This window comes from Tolypothrix sp. PCC 7601, assembly GCF_025677855.1.
GTDB lineage: Bacteria > Cyanobacteriota > Cyanobacteriia > Cyanobacteriales > Nostocaceae > Aulosira > Aulosira diplosiphon.
The window spans coordinates 6698466-6713894 of sequence record NZ_CP064879.1; the positions used below are offsets into that span (position 1 = coordinate 6698466).

The 15429-nt window shown below is 40.6% G+C and carries 7 protein-coding genes; 5 read left to right on the forward strand and 2 right to left on the reverse strand.

Annotated elements, in window-relative coordinates:
- Positions 1 to 161: 161 nt before the first annotated feature.
- Both HG267_RS27035 and HG267_RS27040 read right to left on the reverse strand, forming a co-directional pair.
- Complete coding sequence (locus tag HG267_RS27035; protein WP_045872314.1) at positions 162 to 2711, reverse strand: EAL domain-containing protein; 2550 nt, start codon at positions 2709 to 2711, stop codon at positions 162 to 164.
- A 161-nt stretch (positions 2712 to 2872) separates the two neighbouring features.
- A complete protein-coding gene (locus HG267_RS27040; RefSeq protein WP_052335302.1) occupies positions 2873 to 3607 on the reverse strand; it encodes a DUF928 domain-containing protein in 735 nt (244 codons plus the stop codon).
- Positions 3608 to 4526: 919 nt separating this feature from the next.
- Here HG267_RS27040 and HG267_RS27045 point away from each other — a divergent pair.
- The 5 genes from HG267_RS27045 (at position 4527) to HG267_RS27065 (ending at position 15428) form a co-directional block, all read left to right on the forward strand.
- Entirely contained in the window at positions 4527 to 7526 is a 3000-nt protein-coding gene (locus HG267_RS27045) for a peptidase domain-containing ABC transporter (RefSeq protein WP_045872315.1), read from the forward strand.
- A gap of 102 nt (positions 7527 to 7628) precedes the next feature.
- Positions 7629 to 9212, forward strand: a complete 1584-nt coding sequence (locus HG267_RS27050) for an HlyD family efflux transporter periplasmic adaptor subunit (RefSeq protein ID WP_045872316.1) — start codon at positions 7629 to 7631, stop codon at positions 9210 to 9212.
- 807 nt (positions 9213 to 10019) lie between these two features.
- Positions 10020 to 11435, forward strand: a complete 1416-nt coding sequence (locus HG267_RS27055) for a hypothetical protein (protein WP_045872317.1) — start codon at positions 10020 to 10022, stop codon at positions 11433 to 11435.
- A 100-nt stretch (positions 11436 to 11535) separates the two neighbouring features.
- Positions 11536 to 12831, forward strand: coding sequence for a DUF1822 family protein (locus HG267_RS27060; protein WP_045872318.1), 1296 nt, complete (start codon positions 11536 to 11538; stop codon positions 12829 to 12831).
- Positions 12832 to 13013: 182 nt separating this feature from the next.
- The gene (locus tag HG267_RS27065; protein WP_045872319.1) at positions 13014 to 15428 is read left to right on the forward strand and encodes a CHASE2 domain-containing protein; all 2415 of its coding nucleotides are present in this window, start codon (positions 13014 to 13016) and stop codon (positions 15426 to 15428) included.
- Position 15429 lies beyond the last annotated feature (1 nt).

Here is a 15429-nt window from a genome sequence, read left to right on the forward strand (position 1 = left end):
CTTTAGCTTAATAAAAAAGCGCCTCCAAAATTGAGGCGCTTTTTTATTGCTTGGTCGATTATTTAGTAACAAATTTTTCCTGTTAATTGTTAATTGCAGATGGCATTGGTTTTACCAATTACCAGCCTATGCCAAAGTATAGTATTGAAGCGAACATCATATTATTTATTGAATTGCTTATCTAGTAATGCAGTTGCAGTTTTTTGATCTACAGGCTTAGAAAAGAAATAGCCTTGTCCATACTCACAACCTAAACTATGCAATTTAGCTTGCTGTGCAGCAGTTTCCACCCCTTCTGCAACTACATCCATACCCAATGCATGACTCAACATGATAATCGTTTGAACGATCGCAGCATCTTCGTCAGTATCTTCCATACGGCTGACAAAAGAACGATCTATTTTCAATGTGTTGACAGGGAAGCGATGTAAATAGCTTAAAGAAGAATAGCCTGTACCGAAATCATCAATACTTAACCTGAGATTTAAAGTTCTCAATCGCAGCATGATGCTAATTGCCGTTTCCACGTCATTCATGGCTACGGTTTCAGTAATTTCTAATTTTAAACTTTCGCCATTTAATCCTGTCTCTTGGAGAGTTTGCTCAATGTAGTCCACCAAATCGGATTGAGTTAACTGATGTCCAGAAATGTTGATGCTCATCATCAACGGAGGAGTTGTAGGAAATTGAGCTTGCCAAACAGCCAATTGTTGACAGGCTGCTTGCAAAATCCACTTTCCTAAAGGAATAATCAGCCCCGTTTCTTCAGCTAGAGGAATAAACTCTGCAGGTGAAACAAAGCCATATTGAGGATTATTCCACCTCACAAGTGCTTCAAACCCAACTATTCTAGCCGTGGTTAAAGAAATTATTGACTGATAGTAAAGCTCAAATTCCTGCTGTTCAATAGCTCGATGCAAGTCTATTTCTAACTGAAACCGCTTGACAATTTGGGTATGCATACCTGTAGCAAAGACCTCATGACGGCCTTTACCCAAATCTTTAGCGCGATACATAGCTGTATGGGCATCTCGCAGCAAAGCTATTGGTTCATAATCGAGTTCAGTCTGATTTAAAGCTATACCAATACTGATGCTAGTAAAAATTTCTTGTCCGTTATTTTTAAAGGGTAAGGACATTTTCTGATGTAGCTGGTCAGCTATAGCAGTCACTTCACTACTATCATTGATATTTTTCAGTAGAACAGCAAACTCATCACCACCAACTCTGGCTAATATTCCTCTATTTCCTAGGCAAGCTTTTAATCTTTGAGTGACATTCATTAAAAATTGATCGCCAAATTGGTGCCCAAAGCTCTCATTAATAAATTTGAAGCGGTCAATCCCTAAAAATAGGATGGCAAATCGTGAGCTTTTAGGTAGTTTTGTTTCAGCAATTACCCATTCCAATTGCTTCAAAAACAAACTGCGATTGGGCAGGTCAGTGAGGCTATCATGCAATGTATTGTGTAATAGCTTATAAGCCAGAAGCGTGCCAGTTGCGATCGCTAATGCCAAAATTGGTGCGACAAGCGGTATCCAGCCTGCTTGAGTGAAGATCCCAAAGCAAATAGCAAATAGACCACCCAAACAAATTACCCCAGCTACTCCTAAAGAGAGGGGATGGCGAAGTCGCCATGCAAGTACACTACCTACCAACGCCCAAGTCCACACCCAGAGGAATTCTGCCCATTCTGGCCAGAACCAAAATACAGGTTGTTGATCTAAAGTTGTGTTAAGAATTTGTCCGACCAATTGAGCGTGGAGTAATACTCCTGGTAAACCTGGGTTTGCAGGTTTACCAGCACTATAAGGAGTAAAAAACAAATCTTTTAAGCTAGGGGCTGTTGTCCCAATCAGTACAACCTTGTCTTTAATCCAGTTAGGTTCAAATTCACCCCGCAGTACTTGAGTTAATGATAGCTGTCGCGCTATGTTTTCAGGTGAACGGTAAGAAATCATCACTTGATAGCCTGCACTATCAATATCGTGATACCCACCGGAATTATTATTTAAAGTAGGAAATACACCATTACCTAACAGCAAAGCCTCTGATTTTACTTTGAGAGTAGTTCCCTGCTTGGCAAGATATTTCAGGCTCAACTGCAAAGAAAAGGAGTAGAATTTCTCCTCTCCTTGCTGGGCATAAATCAAATTTCGACGGACAACGCCATCTGGGTCAACTACAAAGTCATTAAAGCCTATTTGTTCTGGGGCTAAACCCGAAATAGGAGATACTCCTTCTGCTTCTTGATCCCCGAGATAATTAATAGTAATTACATTAGAAGCCCGAAGTTGCTGCATCAGCGCGTCACGACCTGGAGGTTGGGGGATATTCCGATAGAGGTCTAAACCAATAGCTGTAGGTTGAGCTTGTTGCAGCTTGGCTAATAGTTGAGCAAGGACGCTATCAGACAAAGGCCATTGTTTCTGTTCTTTAATATCAGCTTCTGTAATTGTTACTACCAACAGCTGTGGGTTATAACCAGCATCAGGTTGGAGGCGCACCATTTGGTCATAGCTGACCAATTCTAAAAGTTGCAACCACCCCAGTTGTTTCACACCCATTACCAATCCTGTAATCAAGATACTAGCAATGACAACTGATTGCTTTAAAGTCAGTGTGGTAATCGATGGGTTGATCTGATAGTTAAGATACTTAGTAACTAAAGATACTAATTTGCAAAACTTATGGGAGTATTTAGCAATCACAAAAGCTGTAGATTGATAGAGTTGGCTTTTGACAATAGATAAAGAGTTGAGTAAAAGACTACTTAAATTTTTATCTGCCAGATCTTATCTGTGTTTTAGTTTGTCTGGCAAGAAATATTTTTTCCAATTTGCTGTGGGATGAGAAAAGTACTTGATGGTAACTAGGGGGTGTTGGGGATTTGGATCTCCAAAAAAGGCTCCTGTGCGATCGCATCCAATTTTTCAGTTTTTAAGAGTTGTGTCCAATTAACAGCCAGTCTAGAATCATTCGGTTGAGTGGCTCGCAGTTCTGCTAATGTAGCTAATGCATCTTGCCAAAGTCCAGCTTTGGCATAAAGAGCTACAAGTCCTAAAGGTGATGTTGTTTGCTCTAATTGTTTATTGAAGTTTGAGTCTAGTTCTACTCTTTGAATCCAGCCATTGACCACAATATCGTTGGCTCTGTTTTCCGGATCGCAAATGAGTGACACATACCAATTGTATTTTTTATTGATGCCTAGTGGAGGTAAGGAGCTAGATTCAGGCAAACTAAAATTGATAATTCCGCCAGCGCTGCTTTTAGTAAAAGTAGTCTCATAAACTGATTGACGATTTTCATCTTGCAGTACAAATTCCACCATTGCTGATGTTGAGGTTGGTGGTAAATAGAATAAAATGTTGGGATAAGCTTTTTTGGTAAATCCTAAATTGTTTTCTGGTACCAAAGCCATTAAATGCCCAACACTACTAAAGCACTGACCGCGAGTTCCACCTCCCATTTTGCGTTTGGGTATACCCTGTCTTGGTTGCTCTTCAGAATTTGCAAGTGCTTGTTGAGGAATAGCCCAAGAACAAGTCAATAGCAATGCCAAACAGATAACAGTAAATGCCCTGGTTTTAAAAGCTTTTTCTAGCATGACACAGTGTGATTCAGTACTTTAATTTATAGGTTTCCTTATTCTATAAATACTCTAATTATTCAATAAACAGTAGATGCAACTCAGTTAATTCATCTTATTTTTAAAAGGTATATTCTTTCAGTTGAATTACTGATACTATCTCTAAAATCCGAAAATTAAACTACTATAATATTGATATTTATCTAAGTAATTTCAGAATATTCCGCAAAAATACTGTGGAAATCCCCATGAAAATTTTGTTTGAGCAAAATGCCTCAGTAATTTCAATCCTAGAGGATGTGTGGGTAGATAGCTAACACTCCCTCAACTAACAAACTATATTTTTGCTGTCTGATGAAGTTTTTGTAACAGGACTTACGCAACTAGCACAAATATTTTCGGGGCGTGGCTCTCAAGAGGAGCCAGTTACGTGCAGTGAGAGCAGCACTGCAGGAGGGTTTCCTAGGAACTGTCCTACTCCATTGGCGACAGGCGCTCACACAGCGTACCCGAAAAATTTACCTAAAGGGAGGTGTCCTGAGTTGCGCTGTGCTTAAGCCAACCTACTAATCTGGTGAAAAATTCGAGAGAAGTGAGTTGTTTTCGTGAATGCCTGGATTGAAAGTCCTGAGTACAAATAAATCTCAGTCACGCTTTCATGCTTGGTGATGAAACTTGCTCAAAAGCAGTGATTGCCACAGTTGCCTGACGGATAGTGCCAGAGGTGGCTGAATAATCTCTGATGAGAATTAGCAAATCTATACCGAAAATGGCAAATATAGCAACTATATTAAGTAAAACTTCGCAATCAAAGTAACTTTTAAGCCGGATAATGTACTATGTCATCGGAAACCTTCCTATGACTGAGTAACCAATTACCACTAGCTAATAACCAACAAACAATACATATATTTAGCGCTGATTACCAGAACTAGGCATGACATATATTAAAAACTCCTTTCAAGAATTTCTTGGCTCTGTTGAAGGATTTGATCAACTACCTGATGAGGAAATCGCCAATGTATCACAGCAACTGCAAGCTTGGCGCTACCGCATAGGCCAAAAAATTATTGGTAAAGAAATAATCCCCGAAAAATTAACAATTATTTATGAAGGACAAGTGCGGTTGTTGGGATACGACCCTCAAACACAGATGCCAGTAACCTTAAGGTTATTGCAACCTGGGGAAATTTTAGGTGAGATTGGCTTTTTACGTCAACTGGGCTGTGAGACGGCGATCGCTTCCACGGAAGTAGTATGTTTAACCTTAAGTGCAGTTGAATATTTACGCCTCCTTTCTTCTTACTCCACTTTTGCTCATGTGCGTAAAAACCGCCCTCATATCATCGAAATTTTTGATGTTGTCGGGTCGGAATTAGAAAAGCAAGCTTTAGCTAGTGCTAATCTCAAAGAAATATCGGAACAAGCTTTACCACAAGCACAAGTAAATTACTTGAATCCGGGAAGAAGCTCACTTAGCCAACTTGATAGCAATAGTATTTGGTTTGTGAGTGGTGGCGGTACAATCAAAAATCTCACCAATGGTTCGCGCTTAGATGTCAGTAATGGCGGCATAATTGAAGCCGAAGGGCCAAATTCTGTGCGTTTGATTGGTTTATCCCCATCTGATTTATTCTTTGTGGAGAAGAATGAACCAGTACAGCTGCAAGTGCGGGATAGCCAACCTCAAATTGCTGACGAACTAGATATTCCTTACGCTACAGAAGAAGAATATCAACCAGCTACGGCTGCAAAAGGTAAAGGTAAAAACCAGAAATACCCATTTTTCCGTGGTAATGGGGAAATAAATGCCACCTTTGCTTGTTTTCAAATGCTCTCCAAGCACTTACAAATTCCGTTTCGCAAGGAAGTAGTGCGCCGCATTTTAAATGAGCAAATTAAACGACAAGGTAATCTCTCGTTTCAACTTTGTGCTTATTTATCAGAATTAATTGGACTCAAAGTTCATCTGGTAGATATACCCGCTACCTCAATTACTCGCATTCCCACACCAGCATTAATTCGCTATGGCGAAAATTATGCAGTTTTATATGCAGCTGATGCCAATAGTGCAGTTGTGGGTGTACCCACTCAAGGGATAGTGCGTTGCAAACCAGCGGAATTGGTAGCGAGATTAGAAGTTGATGACAGTAAGATGCCGCCTCAGGTGCGGGTATTGCTGGTTTCCACTACTAAAGAAACCCCTCAAGAACGCTTTGGGTTGCGGTGGTTTATTCCTTATTTGTCACGCCACCGTCGGGTGCTAATTGAAGTTTTTATTGCTTCCTTTTTTGTCCAATTAGCAGCGTTAGCTAACCCACTGGTTATTCAGCTAATTATTGATAAAGTCATTGTCCAAAATAGTATTAGCACGCTCAATGTTTTGGGCGTTTTGCTATTGGTAGTAGGCATATTTGAAGCAGTGCTCACAACATTGCGGACTTATTTATTTGTGGATACTACCAACCGCATTGATATGAGTTTGGGGTCACAAATTATTGACCACCTACTCCGCCTACCACTACGCTATTTTGAAAAGCGTCCAGTTGGGGAATTATCAACTCGAATTAACGAACTAGAAAATATTCGGCAATTCCTCACAGGTACAGCTTTAACTGTTGGCTTAGATGCAGTATTTTCGGTGGTTTATATCATCGTTATGCTGTTTTACAGTTGGCAACTTACCTTGGTAGGTTTGGGTACAATTCCCGTATTTGTAATTCTGACATTAATTGCCTCTCCGACTGTACAAAGACAGTTACGCAGTAAAGCCGAACGGAACTCCGAAACACAGTCCTATTTAGTTGAGGTAATGTCCGGGATTCAAACAGTGAAAGCGCAAAATATCGAATTGCGATCGCGCTTTTCTTGGCAAGAACGTTATGCTCGATACGTAGCGGCTGGATTCAAAACTGTTGTGACTTCTACCTTGGCTAACTCAACTAGTAACTTTCTCAATAAATTGAGTAGTTTACTAGTGTTGTGGGTGGGAGCTTATTTAGTACTTAAACAAGAATTAACCTTAGGGGAATTAATCGCCTTTAGAATTATCTCTGGTTACGTTACTAGTCCTATCTTGCGCTTGGCTCAACTTTGGCAAAGCTTCCAAGAAACAGCTTTATCTTTAGAGCGGTTAAGCGATATTGTTGATACACCAGAAGAAGCCGAAAGCAATCGCCAAAATATTCCCTTACCTGCAATTTTGGGAGCAGTGAAATATGAAAATGTTTCCTTCCGCTTTGCACCTAGCGGCCCCCTGCAACTTTCTAATGTCAGTGTAGAAATTCCGGCGGGAGAATTTGTAGGCATTGTCGGTCAGAGTGGCTCTGGTAAAAGTACGATGATGAAATTACTCCTGAGACTTTATGATGTGGAGTCTGGGCGCATCTTAATTGATGGTTATGATATTGGTAAAGTTGAACTTTATTCACTGCGGCGACAGATGGGGGTAGTTCCTCAAGATCCTTTGTTGTTTGACGGTACAGTTCAAGACAACATTGCTTTAACTAACCCAGATGCAACCACCGAAGAAATTATCGAAGCAGCGCGTGTCGCCGCTGCCCACGAATTTATTATGGGTTTACCCAACGGTTACAATACACGTGTGGGTGAACGGGGTGCAGGACTTTCCGGTGGACAAAGACAAAGAATTGCGATCGCACGTTCGGTATTACAACGACCCAAATTATTAGTGTTAGATGAAGCAACCAGCGCTCTAGATTACGTAACCGAGCGCCAAGTCTGTCTGAATTTAGCTCAAGAGTTCAAAGGAAATACAGTATTTTTTATTACTCATCGTCTCACTACTGTGAGCCATGCAGATAGAATTATCGTCATGGATAGCGGCAGAATTACAGAACAAGGAAACCATCAAGAGTTAATGGCTGCTAAAGGTCATTATCATTACCTGTATCAGCAGCAAGAAGTCAATCTGTAATGATGCTATGAGCAGTTATCCAGCCACAATTAATTATGGATAACTGCTCAGTGAGTAACTGAATCACTAAAAACAATTACTAATTCAAAATCTAAAATAGCTATGACTCAACTTAATGGCACTAACTTTAGTGATAGAAATGGTAACGGTAGGTATAACAACGAACAACCGACAGATTCACACGTAGCCACATCTACTGGTAAAACACCGAAACAATCTCCACTGAACTTTCAAGAAGTTAACTTTGAGCAAGCTGTTGTTCTGCGTCAATCTCCAGTTTGGTCGCGGACAATTATGATCTCGCTGATGTGTTTGGCCTGTTTTGGTGTTGGTTGGGCTTATTATGCCAAAATTGAGCAAGTTGTACCCGCCGCAGGACAATTAAAGCCAGAAGGAACTAATAAAGAAGTTCAGGCTCCTGTGAATGGAGTTGTGAAAGCAGTTTATGTGAAAGATGGTCAAAAAGTCAAAGCGGGCGATTTACTATTAACTTTTGATTCTGTGGCTACCCGTGCAGAATTAAATTCTTTAAATAAAATTCGCGCTGCGTTAATTCAAGAAAACCAAATTTATCGCCGCTTGATGGAAGTAAGTACTGCTTCAGGAACGGAGTTAGAATTCTTGCGGAGTCGCTTACCCCAAGAAACTTACTTTTTGCTGAAAAGTCGCGCAGCATTAGTTTCCGAAAATGAATTATTGCGGAACCAATTAAAAAAATATAGTTCAGAAGCTGGATTAGGTACTGATGAGCAACAACGTTTAGCAGTTGCGAAAAAAGAATTAGAATCTCGCTCTTTAGCCGCACAATTAGAGGTTGAAAAAACCCGCAAACAACTTTCACAAACTCAAGTTAAAAAGCAAGATACAGAATCAAGTTTAGCTATTCAGCAAAAGATTTTGAATAAACTCAAAATCCTCTCAGAAGAAGGTGGTATTTCCCAACTGCAATATCTCAATCAGCAACAGCAAGTGCAAAATTTGAGTGCAGAAGTTGCTCAATTAGCTGAAGAAGAAAAACGTCTGCAATTTGATATTGAGAAAGGTCAGCAGCAGTTAACTAATACTATAGCTGCTTCGGATAAAGGGATTTTAGAGAAAATCTCGGAGAATAAACAGCGAATTGCAGAAATTGATACTCAATTCATGAAGGTGATTCTGGACAATGAACAGCGTTTGGCAGATATCACTAGTAAAATATCGCAAACGCAGGTGAATGTCAGATATCAAGAATTGCGCGCTCCGGTGGCGGGAACAATTTTTGATTTGCAAGCTAAATATCCTGGATATGTAGCTAACCCTACTCAAAAACTGATGCAAATTGTTCCTAATGAAAAATATATTGCAGAAGTTTTTATTACTAACAAAGATATTGGTTTTGTGCGGGAAGGGATGAATGTTGATGTCAGAATTGATTCTTTTCCTTTTAGCGAGTTTGGTGATATTAAAGGAAAAGTTATTGGTATTGGTTCTGATGCATTACCCCCAGATCAAACACATCAGTTTTATCGCTTCCCTGCACGGGTGAGTTTAGATAAACAATATTTGGAGATTAAAGGCCATCCCGTGACCCTGCAGTCGGGTATGTCGATCACAGCTAATATTAAAGTGCGCGAAGAACGCTCAGTGATGAGTCTGTTTACTGAGTTGTTTACGAAGCAAGTTGATAGCTTGAAAGAGGTGCGCTAGTAGCGCTGGGCGGAAGTCAAAAGTTACCAGAGGTGCGTTATTGATAGGGTAACGCACCGCACGCGCGTAATTTCAAAAATCAAATATGTGTAACAAAGCCAGATCAATTGGGGGATTCTCCCCCAAACCCCCGATTGGGGGACGGTTGCGTCCCCCAAACCCCCTCCAAAATTATTGTTCTGTTTTTTTTGTTGAGTAACTAGTTTTTTAGTTTTGTTAGCAATTAATTTTCTTCAGGACTTACGCAACTGGTACACACATCTTCTGATTTAAGAGTCAAGGGTCAAAAATTTAAGTCTTTTGGACTTTTGACTCTTGACTTTTGACAGCCTCAACGAAAAAATGTGACACTTGCGTAAATCATATTCTTAACAGCACTGTATTTCTTTATCAATAACCTCTTAAGTTTGGATTTCAGTTATAGGTATCTCCAAAAATGAATGTAGAGGCGTTAGTTATAACGTCTCTACAATAGTTTTAGGGAAAGTTTGATTATTTTTTGGAGATGTCAGATGAAGTTAAAGATAATACCAATTCAAACTAATCTTTGTAAGATATATAAGATATATAGTGGGCAAGATGCCTGATTTAGCTATCATCTGCTATAAATTTTAGATTTCGCCTTCAGGTGGTGGGTGGTACGGTAGGTAATTCTTGACTGTTCTCTGCTACCTTTCATTGATTTTGCATAAGTTCACCATCCTCAGAAATATAAGGAAATAGAGTCACAGATACTCAGCAAATTGCTTTTCCTGAAAGGAGGTGAAAAAATTGAGAGTAATTTAGCTGCAATTAACGAAAAATCCCGTGGTTCAATCATCAAAGTACTGGGAATTTGTCAAGTTAGATTCTACAAGTAAGCGCCGGGTGGAAATGATAGTAGCGGCTCAAACTTATTTTCAAAAAGAATTTGCCGGTAAGGGCGAGGTTTCTGATGCGGCGATCGCACGTTATCTGTGGCAACAAATGCAACAGGGTAAAGCGGGTGCTACGGAGGAAGCTAACTTAGCGGAAATTTGTTTGCGGTGCTATATATCTCAGCAAATATATCGAGTTTGTCTGGACTTGACAATGCGGTTTGGCAATCGCCACGGCTTTACTAGTGAGGAATTATTGCCTTTTGTTTTAGATGACCAAGTCATAGAAGCAACTTCTGATAAACCCAGAGTCCGCAAATCCACTTATGAATCTTTAGCTACCAAGCTGTTAAAAACATTCGATCCAGTTAAAGGTTCTCTGAATGCGTGGGTGAGTCGCTATGTGAAGCAGAATGCAGAAATCAAGCGATTTTTACTCCAGCATGGTGTATTTTTGATTAGCGATTGGGCGCTGTTGAATGATACGAACCCGAAGGAATTACAACGCATTCTCGCGGATATGTATCACTTAACGCCGATGGAAATTGAGCAAGTTGGCCAATTGTTGATCAGTTATCACGCAGTTTACCGCGAAGACCGCTTGCAGCAAAAATTAGCGGGGGTAAACCTACCCTGTCAAATCCCGACAGCAGAACAGTTAACTCGCATGATTAATGATTTGCAAAGTCGGACGAATCGCAAGCTGAGTCAGGAAGCGATGTTAAACCAATTGCAAGCAATGGCTAGCAAACTGAGACAATACCGGATTGCAGCACAAGGCGGTTATGTTGCGTCAGTTGCTTACGATCAACCGGAGATTCAACCGATTGTAGAGCGATCGCTCTTAACCGAGGAAGGGGATGACAAAGCTGATTTTATGAATTTATATCAAGAAGAATTTTTGACATCCTTAGACGCAGCTATTTCTCATGTGGTGGAAGTTGCTCTCGGTAAACTGCAAAGTAAGCGCAATACTAGTCAAGAAATAAAGCGATTATTTATGACTGGTTTACATCTTTTTCATTGCCAAGGTCAACCGATGAGCCAAATCGCACCGCAATTGGGAATGAAGAAACAATATGAAGTTACCCGGTTATTAAAGTTAAATGAACTGCGCGCTGATATTCGCCAAAGTATGTTGCTGATTTTACGCGATCGCGTTTTGCAAATAGCGCAAGAGTTTACAAATTTTGAACGGTTGCAACGTTTAGATCAGCAGTTGGAAGTAATTTTAGACGAACAAATTTCTGGAGTGATGCAAGAAGCTGAATCTGAAGTAAAAAACCCTGTACGCAATCAGCCTTTATCTGGTCTTTTAGCTCGTCGTCTTTGCCGTTATTTAGATAATAGAGGGGAGATAGGATAAAGATTATTTAAACTCAAAAATACCAGATAACAACACTATATTTCGACACATTATTAATTTTATTTGTTAACTTTTGACCCTTGACTCTTGACTTTTGACCATGATTAACCAACCTACTTCATATTTAGACACAGATTACCCAGATTGGTATTCACTCAACGAAACTCGCACGGAATTATTACCAGAACATTTTCAACGTGCTGCCAGTTTAAGCCAATCAATACATTTTTCCCAACAACGCTGGCAAGTCTATCTATGTGCGTTAGGTGTTTTAGGATTTGAACAATGGCTAAAACAACGCGCATCTGATTTAGAAATTAACATTAATTCTGCTTCGATTTGGCAAGCAGCAACAGCAGATTTATTATCAGCAGCTTGCAATATTCAAGTGGGAGCTTTCAAAATTTGTATTATCACTGCTAGCGTTTTAACTGATGAACATCGGGTGCCGAATGCAGTTTTTGATATTCCCAATTTTGCTGCCCATTTTTATGTGCTGATGCAGGTAGAAGAGGAACAAAATCAGGTGGCTGTATCTGGTTTTATGAACTATGAGCAATACCAAAAATATCAAGCTACTGCACAGTTACCTGTAGCAGAAGATTGGACTTATACTTTACCACAACTCTGGTTTAATCCAGATGCTAACGATTTATTACTTAATTTACGCTGTTTAAATCCAGCAGCTATTAAACTACCTCTAACATCACAACCAACTAATTCCACACCTTTAAAACAAAAGTTAACAACCATCAAACCACAACTGCAAAAACAGCAGCCTTGGGAATTACTCACGGTGAGTGAAGGGATAACATTATTGAGTAACCCAGAATTAATTAATTGGGTTCACAAAGCTGCTAATCCTTCCTTAATTCAACCATTAATTAATGTCGGTTTGTGGTTAAATAATCAAATAGACCAAGCTGCTCAAGAGTTGGGATGGATGTTGATGCCATTACCAGCATTTTCGCAATTACGCTCTTCACAATTACGCTCTTTGCAAGATGATTTCGAGCAAATTCGTGCCGGATTAGAACAGCAAGGTGTTTATATTCCTAACACAGCGCGGGGTGCATTTCGTGATTTGGATTGTGAAGAAGGGAGTTTGCGATTATATGCAATTATGTGGGTGTTATCGGAAGATGCTGCCAACCCTGAATGGATGTTGTTAGTTGCTGTAGGTTCACAACCACAAAGACCTATGCCACATACATTAACATTAGAGGTACGTGATGCAACACAAATATTATTTGATGAAACTTTATCAGATACCAGCTTAGGAATTCTTTACGCTCAAGTTATTGGCGATTGGAACGAAAAATTTTGGGTAACCGTCGTTACTGATGAGGTTGTCTTTGAAATTCCACCTTTTGGTTTGGAATTACAAACCTTGTAGAGATGCGATTCATCACGTCTCATATTCTCGGATTTTGTGTCATCTGGAATGGTATGTTTATTTACACTGTGCTGTACTAAAGCCTGAATAAATTAATTAAAAATTAACAGTTTTAATTGACAAAAACTGAGTTTTTGTGTTCTGATTTTTCGCCTCGTTGCGAAAAAAGTAAATTAGCTAATATGAAACTTAACTCTGATATTTTTAATCTGAAAGTTCAAAAAATCGAACAAATTTGTTTATTTGAACTATCTTGGGGCAAAGGGCAAAGATTAACTGCACAGGTTAATTATCCTTCTGCCCTTGGTCAGTTGTATCAAGACTGGCGACGGGCATATTTGAACTTTTATCGTTCCGATCAAATGCGCGGACGGGCGGTTGATGGTGGTATTGCCAAGCTGGGGATAGATTGGCACGCGGAACTGGTGAAGGCGGAAACTAAATTAATGTACGAGTTTCATCGCTGGTTACGCAGTGCTGAATTATATGAAATTCGCGCCCAAATTGCTCAAGCTAGCCAACAACTTGTTAAGGAAAATCCCGAGACGGATGAGGCGGTGCAAGTATTTCTCACCTGTGCGCCTGTGGAATTGGATCGTTTTCCTTGGGAAGCTTGGGAATTAGGAACTGAATTTGCTACCACTGGGGCGATTCAGTTTATCCGCACTCCCTTAAATATTTCTCAGGAAACAGGTTCACATCATCCTGATAAACGCCAAGGACGCGCCCGGATTTTAGCAATTTTAGGTGATGATACAGGGTTGGATTTTCAAGAAGAAAAGAAAACTTTAAAATCGCTGTTCCGCATTGCTGATGTGGAGTTTGTCAGTTGGAAGCTAGAAGAAACTCCCACAGAAATTATCGAGAAAATTGCCGATGCGATCGCAGATGAACGCGGTTGGAATGTCTTATTTTTCGCGGGACACAGCAACGAAACCGAAATGACAGGCGGAGAATTGGGGATTGCGCCTGGGGTGTCAATTTCCATTAGCGAAATTGCATCCCAACTCAGCGCCGCCAGAAAACGCGGATTGCAAGTAGCAATTTTTAATTCCTGTAGCGGGTTAAATCTGGCAGAATCTTTAATTGACTTGGGTTTTGGACAAGTTGTGGTAATGCGCGAACCGATTCATAACCGCGTCGCCCAAGATTTTTTAGTGAGGTTTTTGCAAGGGTTAGGCAAACACCAGAATGTCTACGAATCGGTGATTGCAGCCAGGCAATATTTACGTATGGATAAAAGCCACACCTACCCCTCATCTTACCTTTTACCTTCCTTATTCTGTCATCCAGGCGCTCACCTCTACCGCATTCCCCCCTTTCATTGGCAACAACGGCTGCGTCAAAGTATACCCAACCGCTTAGAGGCGATCGCGCTAACTGTAGGGGTCTTGTGTAGTGTGCTGACACCTATACAATCACTGTTATTAGATGGACGCACCTTTACTCAGGCAGTTTACCGCAGTGCTACCGCCCAAGTTGATGCCGAAGAAGCTCCGCCCGTGGCTCTAGTGCAAATTGATACTGAATCAATTTACCGCGCCCAGTTGCCAAATTCCCAACTATTCCCCATGAACCGCAGTTATCTGGCCAAGCTGCTGGATAGTACGCGTAAATTAAATGCTTCTGTTGTCGGCTTAGATTTTATTTTTGATACACCCCAAACCGATCCGCCAAAGGCTGATGCAGATTTAGCTACAGCCGTGCGTCAGGCTGTGGATGCGAAGACATGGTTAATGTTTGCGGCGGTGCAAGAACCCAAAAGAGAAGTCGGGACAAACGAAGCATTAGGGATTAACAAGTGGAATTGGACATTGCAAGGATACATTGATGCTTACCCCGACTTACTAGAATTCCCAGAAGCCGACAGCGATTGTCGTCAAGTTTGTCCCTTTGCATATTTGCTATCGCTGGTACAGCTAGCCAAGCAAGAAATCACCGATTTACCTCAGCCGCAAACCAACCGCGAGCAAAATTTACGGGCGGAATTTCTGGATGTGGTGCAGCAGCATTCAACAAAAGGGAACTTATCAAAATTATGGCAATGGAAAGCACCATTTAATATCCAACCAATTCTCGATTACTCAATTCCTCCCAGCCAAGTTTATACAACAATTCCTGCTTGGCAATTAATCGAAAATCCCGATATCAACAAATTTCCTTTAGTGTCCAAACAGGTAGTTTTGATTGCGGTGGGTAGCGATGATCGTTTAGGAATAGCACCAGGACAACCAGATCGTTCCCCAGCGCCACAAGCATACAGCTATTGGACAAAACAACCTTGGCTGACAGGTGGTGAAACATTGGCATATATGATTCATCATTTCGTCAGCAATCGTTTGGTAATTCCCATCCCCAGCATTTTGCTGATTGGGATTGCCATGATTCTTGGTAAAATCACAGTCTTTGTGATTAAAAGCCAATCGCGTTTAAGTCTCACGCGTCGTCGCCAAATCACCTCCGGCGCAGTCGGTGCTGTGATTGTATATGGTTTACTGGGACTGCAAATTTATATAACAGCCGCAATTTTACTACCCTGGTTTTTACCCTCGTCGGTGTTTTTAGCCTACGTTTTACCAGCTACAAGGAGAAAATAAT

What these genes read in the sequence shown, in the direction of transcription:
- HG267_RS27060 (WP_045872318.1), top strand. Translation starts at nt 11,536, where the DNA reads ATGATTAACCAACCTACTTCATATTTAGACACAGATTACCCAGATTGG.
- HG267_RS27045 (WP_045872315.1), top strand. Translation starts at nt 4,527, where the DNA reads ATGACATATATTAAAAACTCCTTTCAAGAATTTCTTGGCTCTGTTGAA.
- HG267_RS27050 (WP_045872316.1), top strand. Translation starts at nt 7,629, where the DNA reads ATGACTCAACTTAATGGCACTAACTTTAGTGATAGAAATGGTAACGGT.
- HG267_RS27040 (WP_052335302.1), bottom strand. Translation starts at nt 3,607, where the DNA reads ATGCTAGAAAAAGCTTTTAAAACCAGGGCATTTACTGTTATCTGTTTG.
- HG267_RS27065 (WP_045872319.1), top strand. Translation starts at nt 13,014, where the DNA reads ATGAAACTTAACTCTGATATTTTTAATCTGAAAGTTCAAAAAATCGAA.